Consider the following 19,296-nt stretch of genomic DNA (forward strand, 5'->3'; position numbering starts at 1 on the left):
ATGATATAAAACAGTCTGTATATAAGAGAAGTCACAGCGTTACCTGAAATTATAAATCTACGGGGTAATCTTGAAAGTCAGACGTAAATACATTCTTAATTTTTCAATTGCGCTCGCCGTCGTGTCGATGATTCTTTCTGCCTTTCAATTTAATCGAACTGAAAGGTCATTGTTGGAATCTAACCAACTGTTTTTTCGTACGATTGTGAACGCGAGTTACGATATTGTCGACACCACAGTTAATGAGGCGATAAAGACATATCTTAAAGGAATTACGGATACCGTTGCGTCTCATGTATGGCATACCACGCCAGAACAAGAAGTTGAACAGGTAAGCCAAATTGCCCGTGAATTGCATATTGGACAATCGGGTTATATCTATTTGATGTCACCCCAAGGCGTCCATCTCTACCATCCATTCTTGCAAGGTCAGAAGCGTGGGCATCTTACTCATATCCAAAAACAGCTCACTATTGACTCTGGCATGATCGAGTACTTTCACGCTAACCCTCATGAGATAAGCCGCAGAGCCAAAGTCGCTTATTCGATGAGGCTACCGAGTGGTAATACTTTGGTTGCGACGACCTATAAAGAAGAATTGATGTATTTGGTCGATCTTGAAGGTTTAAAAGATAAACTTAGAAAGTATGCGTTTGGTGATAGCGGATATGTGTACATTGTCGATCTGCAGGGTAACTTAGTGCTTCATCCAGATTATGAGCACAAATCATTGAAATCCTTAATAGGCTACTCGTCTGAACTGCTTATTGATCGAATCGCCACCAAACCAGAAGGTCAATTCAGTTACTCGATTTCCAGTGATAGTGGCACGACCAACAAAAAAATCTTCTATAAGTTTTACCCTTATCTTAATTGGGTCATTTCTGCAGGTATCTTAGAGCAAGAGCTTAATCGAAATCATAGCCTATTGTTTATTAGCTTGATGGCTTTGGTTGTAAGTTTGTTGAGCATTATTGTCGTGTTGGTGCTTTACCTGCGGCATCGTCATCTTAGAATCTTGGATGTGGCAAGCCTCGATTACCTTACTGGGCTTCCTCGTCGACGGAGTTTTATCGAACAGCTAAAACTGAAAATTACTCAAAGGTCGCCTTATCCGCTAACAAATGTCGGTGTCATTTTGCTGGATATTGACCATTTCAAGCGGGTGAACGATCAATATGGTCATGCTCAAGGCGATAGGGTTATCTGTGAGGTCGCAAAATCACTGAAGAGATTTGTTAACCGTCGTCGTTTGATTGCACGCTATGGCGGTGAAGAGTTTATTTTGGTGACGTTTGATTGTGATGAACATGAGTTATTCGAATTATCAGAGGCGTTACGGTTATGTGTTGAGCAACTTCAAGGCTTAGTGTCGCCAGTAACAATCAGCGCTGGTTGTTGCCATGCTCAAGCACTGACTGACATTGAAACCGCTATCGATAAAGCCGACAAAGCGCTTTATCAAGCAAAAGAGAGTGGACGTAACAACACTCAAGCGTATCGAGAGAACGAATATCACGTTGCTTACATGTGATCGGTTGAAAGCCTCATTGAATTGAAAAGTTTTGTTCACACAAATCGAGCTCTTGAGAACGACAAACACAAAAAAGCCCAAATAGATCGCTCTATTTGGGCTTTTTCAGAATTATTTGAAAGGCTAATCGTTAATTTAAGCTTTCGCTGCTTTCATCGCTTCCGTTTTTTTTTCCTTTTGCATTTTTGCAAGGAAGTAGATGTTTACACAAGCGATAAAGCCGTTGGTGGCTGCAACTGGCCATGCGTCAATCATGATGCCGTATGCTGTGAAGAGTGCACAGCCAATAAAGTTAAGGACACGCAGACGAACGATATCTTTCATTGTTAATGAAATTGCGACCATAATAGACGCAGCGTAACCTAAAATTTCAACCATATTGAATTCCATTGTTTGACCCTCTTAAATTTGCCGATACTTTGTCGGTACCAATTCTTCTCTTCATGAGATGATTGAGGAAGCTCCGTGCCTCGAATGGTCTGGTTTTGTTTAACGGGGAGAACTATACCAACTCTGTTTTTGTGATTAAACCCCCAAAACAGACAGAGGTGAAGGTTAGCGATTACGCAAACGTTTAATGACCTTTCTATTAACATAATTACTATTTATGTTGGAGGTTGAATTGATAGTTATTCTTATATAGGTAAGGAAGCCTCGAATGATAAAACGATCCATTTGTGCAACAAAAAGCATAAAAAAAGCAGCACTATTGGCTTTGATGGCTATTGGGCTGACCGCATGCTCTACGCAAGAAATACCACCCACACACAATTATGGTGTGGTCACTAGCGGTGACTTTGGTTTCATGAAACACGGCGTGATGACGTACTCCTGGCACCCTGAGTCAGAAAAGGTTTACCTTTCTCAAAAATACGATGAAACCGTGGTAACCGATTTAGTGCGTGATTCGATTCAAGAACAGCTCTCAAGTAAAGGTTATCAGTTAAAGCAGGATGGTGTCGGTGATGTTGTTGTAGGCTTTGGATTAGCGGAAGAATCGGAACTGAACGATGAGTCTATCTTCGATGCGATTAAGCTATCTACTGGTGTGCCATTTTACGATGGTGAAGGTAAAGTCGCGGAGAAAGGGTCGTTGTACATTGCGTTTTTCGTACCTAACTCAGAGGTCGTACAATGGCAAGCATTAGCACAGTCTGGCATCCAACCTGATTTAGAGCCAAGCGAGAGCAAACAGCGTATTACTGGCTTTGTTGAAATGTTATTTAGACGCATGCCTGAGCGATAGCATTAGGCGTTGAATGCATTCGTGGAGTAAATATTAGTTGTGGAAAATATGGTCAGATCGCAGATTATACTTTTTTATTTGTAACGAATGGTACAAATACGTAAAGCAACGTAAAGTTCGCGCTTCTTTTGCTAGCATTTGTCTATACTGCTCAAAACGTTAACTTAGGTTTGATTCAATGAAACTGTTTTCCAAATACTCTCTCCCTCTATTAAGTATATTCATTGTAAGTAACGCCGCGATGGTAAGTAATGCAGCTATCGCAGCACCTTCTATAGTACCAAGCCCACCTAGCCTAGGCGCAAAAGGGTATGTGTTAATTGATTTTAATTCTGGTGATGTGCTGGTAGAAAAAAACGCACATACGAAGTTAAACCCAGCAAGCTTGACCAAACTGATGACCAGCTATGTGGCAGGTCAAGAGATGAAGCGAGGCAACATCTCTGCTGATGATCAGGTACGAATCAGTGAGAACGCGTGGGCGAAGAACTTCCCAGACTCTTCAAAAATGTTCATCGAAGTAAACACCGATGTAGCAATGATGGATCTTTATCGTGGCTTGATTATTCAATCCGGTAATGATGCTAGCGTTGCGATTGCAGAGCATGTTGCAGGCTCACAAGATGCATTCGTTGACCTGATGAACTCTTGGGCTACCTCTCTGAAGCTAGAAAACACCCATTTTGCCAATGCACATGGTTTGGATGCAGACGACCTCTATTCGACTCCTTACGATATCGCGTTACTCGGTCGTGCCATTATTCGTGATTTACCGGATGTGTATGGCTTATACAGCGAACGCTCTTTCAGTTACAACGGCATCACTCAACATAACCGTAATGGCTTGTTGCGTGATAGAAGCTTAACCGTTGATGGCATGAAAACGGGCTACACCTCTGGTGCTGGCTACAGTTTGGCGAGTTCAGCGACACAAAGTGAGATGAGACTTATCGCGGTTGTGATGGGCGCATCAAGCGTTAAGAGCCGTGAATCAGACAGCAAACAGCTGTTGAGCTACGGTTTCCGTTTCTTCGATACACTAAACCCGCATAAAGGCGGCGATCAAGTGGCTGAAGAGAAGGTATGGTTTGGTGAGCAAGACACATTGAAATTAGGTGTGGCAGAAGACACGTTCATTACGTTGCCTAAGTCAGACAGTAAAAAGCTGACTGCATCTATCGAGCTTAACTCTGAACTGAAAGCGCCAATTGCAGAAGGTCAAACTCTAGGTGTGGTTCATTACACCGTTGATGGCGAAGATGTTCAAACTCAGCCTTTGATCGCGCTTGAAGCGGTTGAACAGGGCGGTTTGTTCAAACGTTTAATAGACTACGTTAAGCTGTTCTTCGCGAGCCTGTTCTAAATAGAGCCTGTGGCGATAAGCCGCGCTGAAAAGTCGAAATATTATGGGTGTTGTGAGTGAATCACAGCGCCCTTTGTTATTTCTACATCAATGAAAACGCCGCGCCGCACTATCTTTATTAGCCGTAGCGGGCGGTTTCGATTACTATACGCAAAATTTAGCAGTGTAGTCACTTATGACGATAGATATAAAGAACGTAACCGAACCCGAAGTAACCTGTGCAAATTGTCAGGCATGCTGTTGTCGTTTAGAGGTTATGATCATCACAGATACGGGCGTACCTGAAGAGCACATCGCTTATGATGAATGGGGCGGTGAAACCATGAAGCGCTTAGACGACGGCTGGTGTTCTGCGGTAGATAGAGAAACACTGATGTGTACTATCTACGAAAACCGACCATGGATCTGTCGCGAGTTCGAAATGGGCTCTTTCGAATGTGTTGACCAGCGCAAAGATGTGATGGGCTAGGCGTCTGCAGTATTGAACTCAGTAACTAAAGTACGCTAATGAACTGTGATAATCACATTAAAATTAAATATCAGGGTTCTATACCTTAAGCAGTTGTAGAACCTTGATGCGTTTTATGAGATCAAATATTGAGTGAGATAAGAGTCTTAGCTCGATAAGTTAGAGTTTAGAACTCGGAAGGCACTTCAAACTCCATCCATTCACCGGTTGTCGGGTGAATCAACTTTAAGTAGCCAGCGTGCAGGTGTAAGCGCTCGCGTTTGTATCCGTATAAGTCGTCACCACGAATAGGTACACCAAGCCCTAATGGATGAGCACAGTGCACTCGCAGCTGGTGGGTTCGCCCTGTTTTAGGGTACAAGTGAACCTTGGTTTTGCCATTGTGAGTGCTAACCACTTGCCAATGGGTCTCTGCATTTCGGCCGTGTTGGTGACAAACCAGTTGTCTTGGTCTGTCCGTGATGTCGCCGCGCAAAGGAAGGCTGATATTGCCAGATTCGCCCGTTATCTCGCCATCTAACAAAGCGGTGTAGCGTTTCTCTACGGTTCTATTAATGAACTGCTTCTGAATATGCTTGTTTGATTCCGCCGTGAGCGCCAAGATCAACAAACCTGACGTCGACATATCCAACCTATGGATAATCAAAGGACCAGTCGCATCCGGGTAACGCGCTTTTATGCGGGTATAAACTGAATCTTCGATGAACTTACCGGGAACCGACAAGAACTCTTCAGGCTTATTGACGACTACGATTTCATCGTCTTCATAAACAATATTAAAAGACTTACCAACCGCAGGGTTCACGATAAGCGGGTTATCTTCTAGCTCTATGCCACTTAACTGGTGTTCGAGGATCTCAAAGCTTTTACTCTGACAAACAGGGTAGAGGTTTGCGTGTTGTCGAATGATGTCTGTAGGCGGTAATCCCCACCAAAACTCAGATAATGCTAACGGCTTGAACCCGTGTTCAAACGCAAAGTTAAGCAACTTAGGTAGGCAGCAGTCACCAGAGCCTTCAAGCGCGTCTTTACCATCGAGCAACTCGAGTAAATTCTTAGATTGCTTGGCTTGATTGATAAAGCGATAGTGAGAGAGGCGTTGAGTTTCCAACTGTTGTGAAACTGCTTGGTGATCTTGCTTACGGTTTTTCAGTTCGCTTTCAATCAAATCAATTTGTGATTGGCGCTCTGCGATCTTCTGTTTCCACTCAATACGAAGTGCTTTTAGGTCACGTTTCTCTTGGCTACTTTGATTGCCCAGTTGTTTGAGCAAATTCGCCGCTGACTCTAGATTCCCTAATGCTTTTTCTTGATTGGCTTGTTCTCTGAGTTCGTTACGCTGAGCTTTGTTTGCGGCCATTGCTAACTGAAAGGCTTCGATAGCTTTTGCTGATTCGATTTTTAACCCTTCAAGCTCGGCCAATAATGTGTCTAGATTGTGCGACTGTTGCAGCTTTTCAATGTCGTCCGAGAGCTGCAATTGTCGAGCAAGGTTCGCACTGTTTTGAGATTGAAACTGTTTTGAATCGAAGGCTGGTGGAACAAAGTGAATGTTGTTTAACTGAGAGACCAAAGCCGGATCTAACTGCAAGCCTGAAAACGCAGAAAGGTAACCTAACCCTTGTGTGGTTGGATTCTGAACAAGAAGCACAGCGTAGAGATTACCTTGCGAGGTTTCATTCACACCACAGTCGACAAGTGATTGCTGAAGCTGCAGCATAGCGAATTCACACACAGGGTGCGGGGTATAGTAATACGGAAACGTAAAACGAGTCGGTAGCGCTAAATCGACATTCGTGTTTGCTAGGTGCAGAGGTGTGTATTGAGCGAGGTTTGTTGGCATTAAGATCAAACTCTATGGCTGTTCAGTTAGAGTTCGGTATTGTTGTCGAAATGAAGACAAATGAGAAGCCAAAGCAGAAGATAAATCGGCTTTGGCTTCATTTAGTTTCTTGTGTTTACTCTAGCAAGCACGTGTTTGAGTGAAACTCGATCAGTTCGAGTGTTCTAGCTCTACTTGCTCAGCTTTTTGGTAAGCAGGGTGGCTCTTTAAAAGTTCACCGTATTTAGCGATGTTAGGGTAAAGCGCAGTTGCACCAAAGTTACCCACGATTTCTACGATGAACGACATCATAAAATCTGCACCTGTTAGTGTGTCTGCAACCAAGTAGGTTTTACCTTCAAGTGCATTATTCACGTAAGTGAGGATCTTTTGGTTTTCGTCGTCTGCATAACCGCCTAGGAAGTTAGTTTCGCAGCCGTCTTTCATCACAAAGATCTTAAGTAACATTGGCAAAATACCTGAACTCTCAGCGAAGTGTAACCACTGTGAATATTCCACGTAGTCTGCGGTGCCGCGTGTAGGTGCGAACTTACCCTGACCGTATTTGTCGATTAGGTATTCCGTGATAGCACCAGATTCAGTGATCACGACGCCATCGTCTTCAATGACAGGAGATTTACCCAATGGGTGAATGGATTTGAGTTCTGGTGGTGCAAGAAAAGTGACACTGTCTCGTTGGTAGGGTTTGATTTGGTAATCTACCCCAAGCTCTTCCAATAGCCAGATGATGCGCTTTGAGCGCGACTTATTCAGGTGATGCAAAGTAATCATGATTCTACCTAGTTAACGGGTTCAGTTTATTGAATTTATTTAGCTTCGTTCGTTTTGATAACAAGCTTACCGAAGTTCTGACCTTCCAATAGGCCCATGAATGCTTGTGGCGCATTTTCTAGACCTTCAACCAGGTGCTCACGATAGTGCATCTTGCCTTGAGACAACCATTCTGTCATTTGAACAGCAAACTCGTTGTAACGGTGCGCGTAGTCATCAAAGATGATGAAACCTTGCATCTTAATTCGTTTAACCAGCAACATACCCATCAAGCTAGACATGCGATCTGGGCCTTCAGGCAGTGAAGTCGCATTGTATTGAGAAATAAGACCACACACAGGAATACGAGCACCTGTGTTAAGTAGAGGCATTACTGCATCGAATACTTTGCCCCCAACGTTTTCAAAGTAAACATCGATGCCGTTGTCACACGCTTTAGCCAGTTGCTCTGCGAAGTCGTCAGCTTTGTGGTCAATACATTCATCAAAGCCAAGAACCTCTTTCGCGTATTGGCACTTCTCTTGACCGCCTGCAACGCCGATAACACGACAACCTTTTAGTTTGCCGATTTGTCCAACGGTTGCGCCTACAGCACCTGTTGCTGCTGCAACGACTAGCGTGTCGCCTTCTTTAGGTTGGCCGATATCAAGCAAGCCCATGTAAGCAGTAAAACCAGGCATACCCATGATGCCAAGCGCGTAAGAAGGTTGCGTTGGTTCTTTACCTAGTTTGATAAGGCCTTCACCGTTAGACACACCAAGATCTTGCCAACCTGTGTAAGCCAGTACCCACTCGCCAATTTCGTAATCAGCGTGGTTTGATTCTTCAACCTGACATACGGTTGCGCCTACCATCACTTCATCAATCGCAACGGGATCTGCGTAGGATTTAGCATCGCTCATACGACCACGCATGTATGGGTCTAGAGAAAGGTAAACTGAGCGAAGTAACATCTCGCCGTCTTTGATGCTTGGCGCAGCTATTGTCTCTAAACGGAAGTTGTCTTGAGTCGGTGCGCCAACTGGGCGAGAAGCCAATACGATTCGGCGATTGTCTTGTTGAGTCATTGGATGTCCTTAATTGTGTATTTTATACATTTAGAATTAGACCAGTCGTCTAGTCTTGTTGTCTAAAAATCCCGCCGTCATCAAATTGATAAGAGGGCGGGTGATTTTTTTAAGTTAAAGCCAATAAAGCGCGCTGCGCGTTATTAGCTTTCACCTTTTAAAATTCGTTCGGTAAGGCTCAAAGCTGACTGTAAGCTATGTGAGCTTTGGCTCAGCTTGCTCAATAAGCTGGCGCCTAACCACATTGAGTATAGGTTCTGAGCTGCTTCTTGGCTCTCTTCAACCTTTATGGAGCCATCTTCAATACCGCCGACAATGCACTGTTCGATGGTATTCGTCACTTTTTCTGCACCCTTTAATAGCGCTTGGCGCATAGGATCAGAAAGATCAGAAACTTCCGCGCTGAGTTTAACGACCAAGCATTTATGAGCATTGCAGGTGCCGTTTTCAATCTGTGACCATCGAGTGAAATAACTGACAATTCTCTGGTAATGGTTGCCTTCACCATGAACCAAAATAGTTTCAACTCTGCTGATGTAGGTCTCAAAATAGTGCTGGATCAGAGCCTCGCCAAATTGCTCTTTCGATTTAAAGTAGTGGTAAAACGACCCTTTCGGCACGTCCGCTTCTTTAAGCAATTGCGATAAGCCAACGCCGTTAAAGCCGTTGTTCACTATTAATTGGTAGCCAACATCTAAAACATGCAGGCGTGTGTCATTCGTTTTTTCGTTCATGGGCGGTACTATAAGTTAAATTAGACCAGTCGTCTAGTGGTCGGTTTTCGAGGGTATATTTGGTCGTTGTTACAGTAGCTAAATAGCTCAATAGCTAAATAGCTCAATATCTAAAGAGGCTTCAAATGTTCAGGTATAAAAAAGCCCCGACATAGCGCGTATGTTGGGGCTTAAATCAATCACTTCGATTATTTGATAGAGATGAGTTCTACATCAAAAATCAGAGTCGATGATGGTGGGATAGGGCCTGAACCGCCTTTACCGTAAGCTAGAGTGCTTGGAATAAATAGACGAACTTTTTGGCCTTCAACCATGTAAGTCAAACCTTCTTGCCAGCCTTTAATTACTTGCTTAAGAGCAAATGAGATTGGCTCGCCGCGCTCAACAGAGCTGTCGAAAACAGTGCCGTCGATTAGCGTACCGTGGTAGTGAACCGTTACTTTGCTGTTCTTAGTTGGGTGCTCTGTGCCTGTACCTTCTTCAAGAACAAGGTATTGAAGACCGCTTTCAGTCGTAATCACGCCTTCTTTAGTGCCGTTTTCAATTAGAAATTGTTGGCCTTGTTCGAAGTTTTCTCCGCCAGACTTATGATTCGTCCAAGTACGGTAAATCATGAAACCCGCCAAAAGAAAGACAATGACCGGGATGACAAATTTAGACATAGTAAAACCTATTTATATTGAGTGCTGAATTTCGTAGTTAATACAAAATGTGTTAATCAGTTGACTAAAGCCGTGATTATGGTTGAGTCAAAAGGTAGTTGATCGTTTTTGCAATGCCAGCAACGTCTTGGTGACCTGCTGTTAGTACTTGGTATTTACCGTTGATGATAAAGGTTGGTACTGAGTTGATCTGACCTTTTACTGAGATCTCTTCTGCTTGCTTAACGTAGTCGAAAAGAGCGACTTGCTGTTCTTTATTCAGCTGGTATGGGCTAACCAAACCACGAGAAGTAAACGCTGTCTCTAGTGCTTGTTGACGCTGCTCAGGTGTTGCATCTGCACCCATTTGAACGGCACCAAATAGGTCGTCCATGAATGCGTGGTCAGGCGTCGCATCAAGCTGCATCACTGCTGTGTAGTAGATCATTGCGCTGATTTGAGCGCTTTCGTTGAACGTCACGTGCATCTTGCCAATAGTTTGGTCTGTTAGAGATTCAATCTCTGGAATGGCACTTTCCATTTGACGGCAGTGACCACAGTTAAGAGAGAAGATTTCAGTGATCGGAGACAAGTTAAATTCTGTTAGAGCAGTAGGAAGCGCTTCGTATTGAACGCCTTTTTGTGGCTCGTCTGTTTCACTACAACCCGCGATAATGAGTACGGCAGCGAGTGCTGTGATGAATTTAGTAAATGGTTTAAACATAATGTTTGCTCTAGCGTTGAGAAGTCGTGAGATTCTAACTATTTAGTACGAATTGGAAAACAATTATAAGGTAAATAAATGCAAACAGTTCGAACTAGCGGCTGAAGACAAGCTAGTAGACGGTTAACTGTGATCAACAGCACTTTTTTGGGTTCTGCTTTCTTTTCGTCTAAAGTTTTTCCCTCGGTGCCGATATAGACATTAGTGAATGGTTTATCTGCATGAGTGGTTGGTGAAGTAATGAGATATTTAGCGATAATGTTAAGCATAGCTTTGGCTGGGTGTGAAGCCACGTCACCAACTGACTTACTTGGCGGTGACATGCTAGAGACTGCACCACAAACCGATTACGACTTGATGCATCCTGAATGGGGTGTGGTTCAAACGACTCATGTAGCAAGCAATCGTGGGTACTCTATCCAGAGTAGCACTCATCAACACAGAACCATCACGACCAACTACGGACGTGGCGTTTCGACTAACGACCCACTGGAAGTCTTTTTAAGACAAAACCGCATCGATTTTGAAGTGTTGCCGGGTAACCATGTGATGGTAAAGCTTGAGCAGCACGTGAACTTTAAAACAGGTTCAGCATTCCCTGAGCCAGCGTATAATCAATGGCTAGATACGCTAGGCAGCTACCTTGCTCAACGCCAAGATATTGATGTGGTGATTGAAGGGCACACCGATAACACGGGCACAGATCGAATCAATGATCCGCTTTCAGAGCAGCGAGCAAAAGAAGTGAAGGCTCGATTAGAGAGTAACTACGTATCAAGTCGTTCCATCTATACTCGTGGCTTCGGTGAGTATGTTCCAGCTTGTACGAACGCTTCTGCGCAAGGCAAGGCGTGTAACCGCCGTGTTGAATTGATGCTGATTGTCACGAAGTAGTCGTTTGAACTTTCGCGCCCAATTTGAAGCGATTAACGCCAAATAATAGACATAAAAAATCCCTCACATTCGAGGGATTTTTTGTATCTGACTTTTGTTGCTTTATTGCTTATGCAAACTGCTTTTCTAAGTAAGTCACGATATCTGAAGATTCGTACATCCACTCAGTTTTACCGTCTTTTTCGATACGTAGACAAGGCACTTTCACACGACCGCCGCCAGCTTCAAGCTCAGCACGGTGTTGCTCGTTGTTTTTTGCATCACGAAGTTCAAATTGAACCGACTGACGTTTCATCGCGCGGCGCACTTTCACACAAAATGGGCACGCTTCGAATTGGTATAACGTGTGCGTTTTTGCTTGCTCATTTACTTTGCTTTGTTCTTCTTGAGAACGCTTCACACCACGTGGGCTGAAAACAAAATTCAATAACAAGATGACACGACCTAATAACCAACGGATAAACTTCATAACTCTCTCTACATATTTAAAATTAGCGTTACAATTTGCAGCATTATATACACAAGTTTTGTCAGATGCTCGCAACAAACCGCTAATATCTATTTTGTCCGTTCGATCGTATGAGACTTAGCCACATTTAGCCCTAAACGCTTAGACAGTCGAGTCAGATTTGCTCGGTCTGTTTTCAGAACTCGCCCTGCTTGTGCCCAGTTAAAGTTGGCATCTTCCAACACCTCAGTAATGATACTGCGTTGAAAATCGTCCGTTGCACCACGTAGCCCTGCAGAAAGGTCGATCGTTGGTGTCGATAATGGTGTGTTTTTCACCTGAGTCGTCGCAATTGGCTGATCTTGGTCTAGAGGACCACAATCTTCCTTAGTGATTGTCACCAGGTTTTTATTGGTGCTGCGCGCTAACGCTTTCAATGCGGAACGACTGATCACATGCTCAAGTTCACGCACGTTACCCGGCCAACCATAACGGTTTAGGAAAGAAAGAACGTCGGAGCGGAACTTAACTTGGTTGATACCAAGCTTACGACGCGCTTGTTCTAAGAAGAAACCCGCTAATAGGCTGATGTCGTCACCACGATCTTTCAGTGCTGGCACCGCGATAGGATACACACTCAATCGGTGGTACAAATCGGCTCTGAATCGACCGTCTTCAACTTCTTGTTTTAGATCTCGGTTTGTCGCTGCCAATACTCGCACATCAATGGTTTGAATGTTGTCTTGGCCAACCGGTTGGATTTCGTTGTTTTGCAGCGCACGTAGGAGCTTACTTTGAGCGGCCAAAGGCAATTCACCAATCTCATCAAGGAACAGTGTGCCACCATCGGCTAAAGCAAATTTACCTAAGCGGTTTTTGTCTGCGCCAGTGAACGCGCCACGAACGTGACCAAACAGTTCACTCTCTACTAAGTTTTCAGAAATTGCAGCACAGTTTACGTAGACGAGTGGGTTACGTTTACGTTGAGATTGGTGGTGCAGGGTGCGAGCCACAAGCTCTTTACCAACCCCGGTGTCACCATGAATCAAGATATTAAACTCAGATGGAGCTACAACAGCGATGTCGTTCTTAAGCGCGACCATGGTGTCACTGTTACCAATCAACTCACCGCCGTCACGTTCCCACGCTTCTACGTTCAATTCTTCGAGTAATTGCTTTGACTGTTTTGCTTGATGCTCAAGTTGCGAGAAGGTCAGTGCCATCTGCATGGTTGAGGCTGCAATAGCTGCCAGTACTTCAAGGTTACGCGCCGGAATATTCGCGAAGACATCAGGTTTCAAGCTGTCTAGAGTCAGAATACCTAAGAGCTTATCGCCAAATAGCAAAGGCAAGCCCATACAAGCATGCATTGGTAAATCGCCATCATGGTCAATAAGCAAACCATCGAAAGGATCGGGTAAGGAGCTGTCAGCATCGAAACGAACAGGAGAGCGAGACGCGCAGATCTCTTCAAACCGTGGGTGTTCTGAAATGATAAAGCGACGACCGAACGTATCTCGGCTGAGCCCTTGCATTGCGATAGGTACTAGCGTGTCGCCTTGAAGGCTTAAAAGCGCGACACAATCACACGTTATGGTTTTGCGAATGGCATCGATCAGGCGATTGAAACGATCTTGATCGTTGACACCACTTGCGAGGCCAATGGTCATTTCCATGAGGGTAGATGCGGAGATATCTTGCATAAAAAACTCTAACTGTGTGTGTTTATCTACATAATAGAGTCTTATTGACTTAAAAAAAAGGTCTTTTTGACATTTTTATAAGATGAGTTTTGAGAAGAAAACCAGTAATGACGGGGGATTGATAAAGTTGGCACTGATTGTGCAGAAGATACAGAGAAGCCCAATTATAGCGCTGATTAAACAGACTATTCTTGATCTCAATCAATCAGGTTGTATTAATCAGGTTTCGCGATTTTTTGAAATGAAAACGAGTCAAAATAACTCAGTTTCTAAAAATAACTAAGGTTTCAGAAAATCGATAAGTCATTCTTAATTTTTAGTAGTCAAAATGACATATAGGTCATAAGGCTCAGTGTTCGGAGTAAATTCATGCTTAACAATGCACATATCGAAATCATCAAATCTACTATTCCTCTACTTGAGAGCGCAGGCCCAGCTTTAACTCAGCATTTTTATCAACGTATGTTCACGCATAACCCTGAGTTGAAAGATATCTTCAATATGACTCACCAAAGAACAGGTCGCCAAGGCGTAGCACTGTTTGAAGCTATCGCGGCATATGCAAAGAACATTGAAAATCTAGCAGCGTTAACAACTGCCGTTGAACGTATTGCTCAGAAACACACAAGCTTTAACATTCAACCAGAGCACTACCAAATTGTTGGTTTGCACCTGATTGAGACATTACGTGAACTAGCTGCTGACGCCTTTACTCCAGAAGTGGAAGAAGCATGGACAGCCGCTTACCTATTCTTGGCGCAAGTATTCATCGATCGTGAAGCTGAACTTTACCTACAGCGTAAGCAAGCTGTTGGTGGTTGGGAAGCAGCGCGTGCGTTTGTGATTGCAGACAAAATCGAAGAGTCAGCGCTAGTAACAAGTTTTATCCTTCAGCCAAAAGACGGCGGTGAAGTTCTGGATTACACACCAGGTCAATACATCGGTATCGAAGTGAAACCAGAAGGCTCTCAATACAGCGAGATTCGTCAATACTCACTGTCTGATAAGCCAAACGGCAAGCAATACCGTATTTCTGTTAAACGTGAAGGACAAGGCCAAGAGACACAAGGCGTTGTATCTAACCACCTACACGATAAGGTTGCTGTTGGTGATGAGGTTAGCCTATACGCACCAGCGGGTGACTTCATGTATCAAGAGCGCAGCAAGCCAGTAACACTTATCTCTGCAGGTGTTGGTGTAACGCCAATGCAGTCTATGCTTGAGTTCCTAAACACGGAAGATAAAAACGAGCCAGTACTTTACCTTCACGCTTGTGAGAACGTAGGCCAACACTCTTTCACGACTCGTGTTAAAGATATTGTTGCCGACAAAGGTTGGGAAGCGAAAACGTGGTACATGAACAAAGATGAATCTGCATGTGAAAACACGCATCAAGGTCAAATGGATCTAGCGTCTATCTCTGATACTAAAGGCTTTGAAGAGAGCGATTTCTACATCTGTGGTCCTGTTGGTTTCATGAAGAACATCGTAGAGCAGCTAGATGCAATGAAAGTTGACCGTTCACGCGTTCACTACGAAGTATTCGGCCCTCACGCTAACTTCTAATAGGTCTCGGCATTTCTAGTAACACTCGCCTGAACTATTAATACCTTGCCTATTCAAAGGCCTCACAGTGTGAGGCCTTTTTGGGTTTGGTTGGTTTTGTCTGACATCATCGACTACTGCAGAACACGATGGTTCAGCTAAGATCTTTTCGCTTCTATCTAAGAACGTTTCATCTTCTTGGACATGTAGTCGGAATCGAAAAACTCAGGCCAGTACATTTTTACGTAACCACCGGCAACCCAAATCACTAGAATGGTGGCGATGGTTAGCTCAAAGAAACCAAACTTGTGTAGCCAATACCATTGTGGGTATTCCGCGCCGAAAAATGTAGTTAGACGATGCATGGCAATAGCGCTGATCACAGATGGGAAGGTGACGGCAGCAATCGAAGGTTGGAACTTCAAACGCATCAGGCGGATGTAACACAAGTAAATCAACAAAGTCATGGTGATGGCAATGCCCGCCAATGCACCTGTTAGAATCGGGTCTGGGTTGTCGAAGTTAACCAAGTAAGCGGCTAAAGATAAGTTAACCGGAGCTGCCATGATAGCGAGTGTTGGTCTTGCTCGGCGAGGAAGATTGCCTTCGAACACCAAGCGGTACAACACCACTGGCAACATAAGGAAATAGATACCAATACAAGTGACCGCAAGTGTTTCTGAAAATACGGTGTGCCCGAACTGTGTGCCAGCTAAGGAACTGCTGATCAAACCGACCGGATACAGAAACCAACTCGGTACAATGTTCGACATTTTGAAGTTGATGATCTGAAAACTGAAGAACAACACCATCATGGTAAAGTGCAGCAATAGCGCGCAGAACCAAACTGGGTAGGCGATAGCTGGCGATATCTCGGCTAAATAGTCGCACAGAATCAGTAAAGCCATGCTCATTGGTGCCATCAAGCTTCCGCTTAACGGGTGGCGAATATCATTAAGGAAGGTATTAAAGCTCGTTAAATAGCGCAGTAAAACAGGCAGCAATAATAGCGCGCCGAATGCAGCGAGGTAGGGACGAATTATCTCACCAATGCCCGGGATATATAACGCCCAAGCTTGTCCTAACCCAATAACGCCAAGTGCTAAAGACGCCTGAGATGGCGGCACATTTTTTACTTGGGTTAATCTTCTCCAGTTCAACGACTTGCTCCGACTTAGTTAATTACAGAATATTGGACTATTTGCCTTAGTTAGAGTGTGTAGGTCTTCCATCAATAGATTTTGAGGGCACTCAACTAATTTTGAGTGGATGATACCAAGTTTAACGTTTGCTTTTTTGATTTTGATACGGAATCGGGAGATTAAGCACGTTGAATGTGTGCTTTTGTTTCATGAGTCATTTGTAATTAACGTACTTCCTCTTGTTGAGGGAGATCTTGTTGTCTTAGTTTTTCGTTTTTCAGCGTACGGTTAAGCAGTTGACTGTAAATTGGCTGCCCACCTAACATTTGAGCAATGATTACCGCACCTAAGCAGGTGATGATCAACGGCAGGATCAGGTAGTAGTTATTGGTCATTTCGATAACCAACAGTATGCCAGTGATAGGCGCTCGCACGGTGGCGGCAAATAATGCTCCCATGCCAGCAATTGCAAACATACCCGGTTCAATATTCAGTTCGGGAAAGAATGCCGCTGCGATAAGCCCGAACGCATAACCAAAGAGTGTTCCTAGCGCAAGCATTGGTGCAAAGATACCGCCTGGCGCACCAGAGCCGAAACAAAGCAGGGTAGTGAGGACTCGGCCTAAGAAAATCAACAACAACACATTGGCGCTGTAGCTGCCATTCGTGATGTTCGGGATGATACCAATACCACCACCAGTTAATTCAGGTATATAAAGGAGCAACAAGCCAAAGCAACCGCCAAGTAGGGTGCCTGTCATCAAGTAGCGTTTACGGTCATTCTTGTGGATCGCCACAAACAGGTCTTGGGAAAGCGTAATCAGTTTATTGAAAATCACACCAAACAGGCCGAACAACACACCTAATAATAAGAATAACCAAAGTGCGTCGAGTTCAGGCGGCTGGTACTGAGGCATTGTGATAACGGCAGATTGGCCATTGATAGAACGAAATACAATGTTGGCTGAAACTGCTGAGATGATGACGGCTTTGATTGATATGAGTGAGTAGCGAAACTGCGGTCTCATCTCCTCGACTACAAACATGATGCCTGCCAGTGGTGCGTTGAATGCGGCGGCTAAGCCACCAGCGGCACCTGAAGCCAACAGTGAGTGGCGAGTGTCATCATCTTTGACTCGAAAGATATCGGTGACCATGCGACCAATACTGCCGCCCATTTGAACGGTTGGCCCTTCGCGGCCTAAAACCATACCAGAGCCTAACGCGCCCATGCCGCCAAAGAATTTTACGGGTAATACTCTCCACCATCGAACAGGACGCATGCCGTCCATTGCACCTTCGATTTCAGGGATACCTGAGCCAGCAGCTTCTGGAGCAAATCGGTGAACGAGGAAATAGCCAATAAAGGCAAATGCCGCACTAATAAGGAAAGCAGCAAGCCACAATGGTAAATGGCTACCGATTTCATCTTTCAGCCAATCGGTACGAGTTTCTGTGATGAAATGAACCGCAACTTCGAAATAAGTACCCACAACGCCCGCAAGTACACCCACAATACAAGAAAGAAAGAGAACGGAGGCTGGGGTCTTATCTCTTGAGAGAAATTGATTGATAGCATCCCTTGGCATTTTGGCTAATAAGGACTGCTTAATTTTCTCTCTTCTGGTCATAGAAATAAGTTTCCTGAATGAGTTAAGGCGGGGTTGCATTAAATTATACGCTTCCTCTGCATATCCTATAGCAACAAAGATGAAAAGTTGAATTTCATTTATGGAATGTGCGTGTTACATAAATGGAATCTATGGTCAATAGTGGAATCACCGTCACAGTTTTGATCGATTCTCTGGCGGCGGCTTGAATATCCCCAAAAATGAACCATAGTTAAATCGTAAAGCAACATAACGAACCGCAAGGAGAAGTGAGGTTTTACACACAATTTGGATGGATTCAGAAACAAAGTTTTAGTTCCTCGTTAAATGTTCAGGTCGATATTTAAGGCTTCCTGATTCGCGAACTCACGATTGAGTAACGAGGGTGAGGCGTACTGAGTAAGTACGCCTTTAGTTCGTCTGGAGCATCCCATTTCCTCATTCCGCTTCTACTGCTTTATCTCTTCTGATTATTTTCGCGCCAACCTCTATTAACGAATCTCAGTGTAAACAATCGATTGGGGTCAACTTTTTGGTGATTGAGTATATACTCCCTTAAAAAGGAGAACTGATATGACTAAAAAAGTTCCTACAAACATCATTACGGGTTTCTTGGGTGTTGGTAAAACGACAGCCATCTTGAACCTGCTAAAAAATAAACCTGAGAATGAAAACTGGGCTGTTCTGGTTAATGAATTCGGGGAAATCGGCATTGACGGTGCATTGATGACAGATCAAGGCGCTTTGATTAAAGAAGTGCCGGGTGGATGCATGTGCTGTACTGCGGGCGTGCCTATGTCAGTGGGTATTAATGCCTTACTTCGCCAAAAGCCAGACCGTTTATTGATTGAGCCGACAGGGCTTGGTCACCCTAAACAGGTTATAGCGACACTGACTTCCGATCAGTACACACCATATGTCGATTTAAAAGCGACGCTTGGTTTGGTTGACCCACGAAATCTGTCTAATGAAAAGTACACCTCGAATCAGAATTTTAATGATCAACTAAATAGTGCAGATGTGATTCTTGGTACTAAGGTTGACCTTGTTCATTCTGAAGACATCGATGTGTTCAATGATTGGGTGACGGATCAAACGCCAGCAAAAGTCTTCCATAAGCTAATTCACGATGGTGAAGTGCCATTGGAAGTGTTAGACATTGAAAGAGTATACGGCAGTGCTTCATCTCATATTGAAGCGCATCATCACGATCACGCTGAACAAGAGCCTCAATTCCAACTTCCTCCTGGTGAAGCTTTCATCCGTAAAGAGAATAAAGGACAGGGCTATTTCAGTTGTGGTTGGTTGTTTGGCGCAGAGCATAAGTTCGACTTCGATGCGCTATTCTCTATGTTGTCAGATCTAACGGCCGAGCGTGTAAAAGCTGTCGTGAACACCGACCAAGGTTGCTACGCATTCAATGTGGCGAATCAAGTCGTGTCTGTGAACGAAATTACGCTTGATGGCTTTGAATCTCGACTGGAAGTGATCGACTCGCAGCTCATGCCATGGGGCGATCTCGAGCAGATTCTACTCAAGCTGTGTGGCATCAAATAGCCCTG

At 44.2% G+C, this 19,296-nt stretch carries 18 protein-coding genes; 7 read left to right on the forward strand and 11 right to left on the reverse strand.

Going from position 1 to position 19,296, the window contains the following annotated elements; all coding sequences use genetic code 11:
• Positions 1 to 70 precede the first annotated feature (70 nt).
• Positions 71 to 1,534, forward strand: coding sequence for a diguanylate cyclase domain-containing protein (locus AB4154_RS20515; RefSeq protein ID WP_372123999.1), 1,464 nt, complete (start codon positions 71 to 73; stop codon positions 1,532 to 1,534).
• 135 nt (positions 1,535 to 1,669) lie between these two features.
• Here AB4154_RS20515 and AB4154_RS20520 read toward each other — a convergent pair whose 3' ends face one another.
• The gene (locus AB4154_RS20520; protein WP_017068159.1) at positions 1,670 to 1,924 is read right to left on the reverse strand and encodes a YgjV family protein; all 255 of its coding nucleotides are present in this window, start codon (positions 1,922 to 1,924) and stop codon (positions 1,670 to 1,672) included.
• A 268-nt stretch (positions 1,925 to 2,192) separates the two neighbouring features.
• Between AB4154_RS20520 and AB4154_RS20525 the strand changes: the two genes are divergently transcribed.
• From AB4154_RS20525 to AB4154_RS20535, 3 genes are all read left to right on the forward strand, one after another.
• Positions 2,193 to 2,780 carry a DUF4136 domain-containing protein gene (locus AB4154_RS20525; protein ID WP_017064475.1) on the forward strand — a complete coding sequence of 196 codons (588 nt, stop codon included), beginning with the start codon at positions 2,193 to 2,195 and terminating at the stop codon, positions 2,778 to 2,780.
• 178 nt (positions 2,781 to 2,958) lie between these two features.
• Positions 2,959 to 4,143, forward strand: a complete 1,185-nt coding sequence (locus tag AB4154_RS20530; protein WP_372124001.1) for a serine hydrolase — start codon at positions 2,959 to 2,961, stop codon at positions 4,141 to 4,143.
• A gap of 175 nt (positions 4,144 to 4,318) precedes the next feature.
• A complete protein-coding gene (locus AB4154_RS20535; protein WP_080582263.1) occupies positions 4,319 to 4,612 on the forward strand; it encodes a YkgJ family cysteine cluster protein in 294 nt (97 codons plus the stop codon).
• A gap of 166 nt (positions 4,613 to 4,778) precedes the next feature.
• Here the strand turns inward: AB4154_RS20535 and AB4154_RS20540 are convergent, their stop codons facing one another.
• From AB4154_RS20540 to AB4154_RS20565, 6 genes are all read right to left on the reverse strand, one after another.
• Positions 4,779 to 6,455: an RluA family pseudouridine synthase gene (locus AB4154_RS20540; RefSeq protein ID WP_017062646.1), complete on the reverse strand. Its 1,677-nt coding sequence runs from the start codon at positions 6,453 to 6,455 to the stop codon at positions 4,779 to 4,781.
• A 150-nt stretch (positions 6,456 to 6,605) separates the two neighbouring features.
• A complete protein-coding gene (locus AB4154_RS20545; protein WP_050634257.1) occupies positions 6,606 to 7,226 on the reverse strand; it encodes a glutathione S-transferase family protein in 621 nt (206 codons plus the stop codon).
• A gap of 35 nt (positions 7,227 to 7,261) precedes the next feature.
• On the reverse strand, positions 7,262 to 8,293 hold the full coding sequence (locus AB4154_RS20550; protein ID WP_372124003.1) for an NADP-dependent oxidoreductase: 1,032 nt from the start codon (positions 8,291 to 8,293) through the stop codon (positions 7,262 to 7,264).
• 143 nt (positions 8,294 to 8,436) lie between these two features.
• On the reverse strand, positions 8,437 to 9,027 hold the full coding sequence (locus AB4154_RS20555) for a TetR/AcrR family transcriptional regulator (RefSeq protein ID WP_017062643.1): 591 nt from the start codon (positions 9,025 to 9,027) through the stop codon (positions 8,437 to 8,439).
• Positions 9,028 to 9,215: 188 nt separating this feature from the next.
• Positions 9,216 to 9,689 carry an FKBP-type peptidyl-prolyl cis-trans isomerase gene (locus AB4154_RS20560; protein WP_017062642.1) on the reverse strand — a complete coding sequence of 158 codons (474 nt, stop codon included), beginning with the start codon at positions 9,687 to 9,689 and terminating at the stop codon, positions 9,216 to 9,218.
• A gap of 76 nt (positions 9,690 to 9,765) precedes the next feature.
• Complete coding sequence (locus AB4154_RS20565) at positions 9,766 to 10,392, reverse strand: thioredoxin domain-containing protein (protein WP_017062641.1); 627 nt, start codon at positions 10,390 to 10,392, stop codon at positions 9,766 to 9,768.
• Positions 10,393 to 10,650: 258 nt separating this feature from the next.
• Here AB4154_RS20565 and AB4154_RS20570 point away from each other — a divergent pair, with 258 nt between their 5' ends.
• On the forward strand, positions 10,651 to 11,286 hold the full coding sequence (locus AB4154_RS20570) for an OmpA family protein (protein ID WP_029235219.1): 636 nt from the start codon (positions 10,651 to 10,653) through the stop codon (positions 11,284 to 11,286).
• 109 nt (positions 11,287 to 11,395) lie between these two features.
• Here AB4154_RS20570 and AB4154_RS20575 read toward each other — a convergent pair whose 3' ends face one another.
• Together AB4154_RS20575 and norR are read right to left on the reverse strand one after the other, a co-directional pair.
• Entirely contained in the window at positions 11,396 to 11,755 is a 360-nt protein-coding gene (locus AB4154_RS20575) for a glutaredoxin family protein (protein ID WP_372124005.1), read from the reverse strand.
• An 89-nt stretch (positions 11,756 to 11,844) separates the two neighbouring features.
• Positions 11,845 to 13,437: a nitric oxide reductase transcriptional regulator NorR gene (norR, locus tag AB4154_RS20580; protein WP_017062637.1), complete on the reverse strand. Its 1,593-nt coding sequence runs from the start codon at positions 13,435 to 13,437 to the stop codon at positions 11,845 to 11,847.
• Positions 13,438 to 13,806: 369 nt separating this feature from the next.
• On the opposite strand from norR, the gene hmpA reads away from it, so the two are divergent.
• On the forward strand, positions 13,807 to 15,003 hold the full coding sequence (gene hmpA, locus AB4154_RS20585; RefSeq protein ID WP_065583915.1) for an NO-inducible flavohemoprotein: 1,197 nt from the start codon (positions 13,807 to 13,809) through the stop codon (positions 15,001 to 15,003).
• A gap of 158 nt (positions 15,004 to 15,161) precedes the next feature.
• On the opposite strand, the gene AB4154_RS20590 is transcribed toward hmpA, so the two are convergent.
• Both AB4154_RS20590 and clcA read right to left on the reverse strand, forming a co-directional pair.
• The gene (locus AB4154_RS20590) at positions 15,162 to 16,142 is read right to left on the reverse strand and encodes a TDT family transporter (protein WP_104216296.1); all 981 of its coding nucleotides are present in this window, start codon (positions 16,140 to 16,142) and stop codon (positions 15,162 to 15,164) included.
• 206 nt (positions 16,143 to 16,348) lie between these two features.
• Positions 16,349 to 17,755 carry a H(+)/Cl(-) exchange transporter ClcA gene (gene clcA / locus AB4154_RS20595; protein WP_017064484.1) on the reverse strand — a complete coding sequence of 469 codons (1,407 nt, stop codon included), beginning with the start codon at positions 17,753 to 17,755 and terminating at the stop codon, positions 16,349 to 16,351.
• Between the two features lie 552 nt (positions 17,756 to 18,307).
• Between clcA and AB4154_RS20600 the strand changes: the two genes are divergently transcribed.
• Complete coding sequence (locus tag AB4154_RS20600; protein WP_017069160.1) at positions 18,308 to 19,291, forward strand: GTP-binding protein; 984 nt, start codon at positions 18,308 to 18,310, stop codon at positions 19,289 to 19,291.
• Positions 19,292 to 19,296 lie beyond the last annotated feature (5 nt).

The organism is Vibrio sp. 10N.286.51.B11 (genome assembly GCF_041469245.1).
In the GTDB taxonomy this organism is placed as follows: domain Bacteria; phylum Pseudomonadota; class Gammaproteobacteria; order Enterobacterales; family Vibrionaceae; genus Vibrio; species Vibrio crassostreae_C.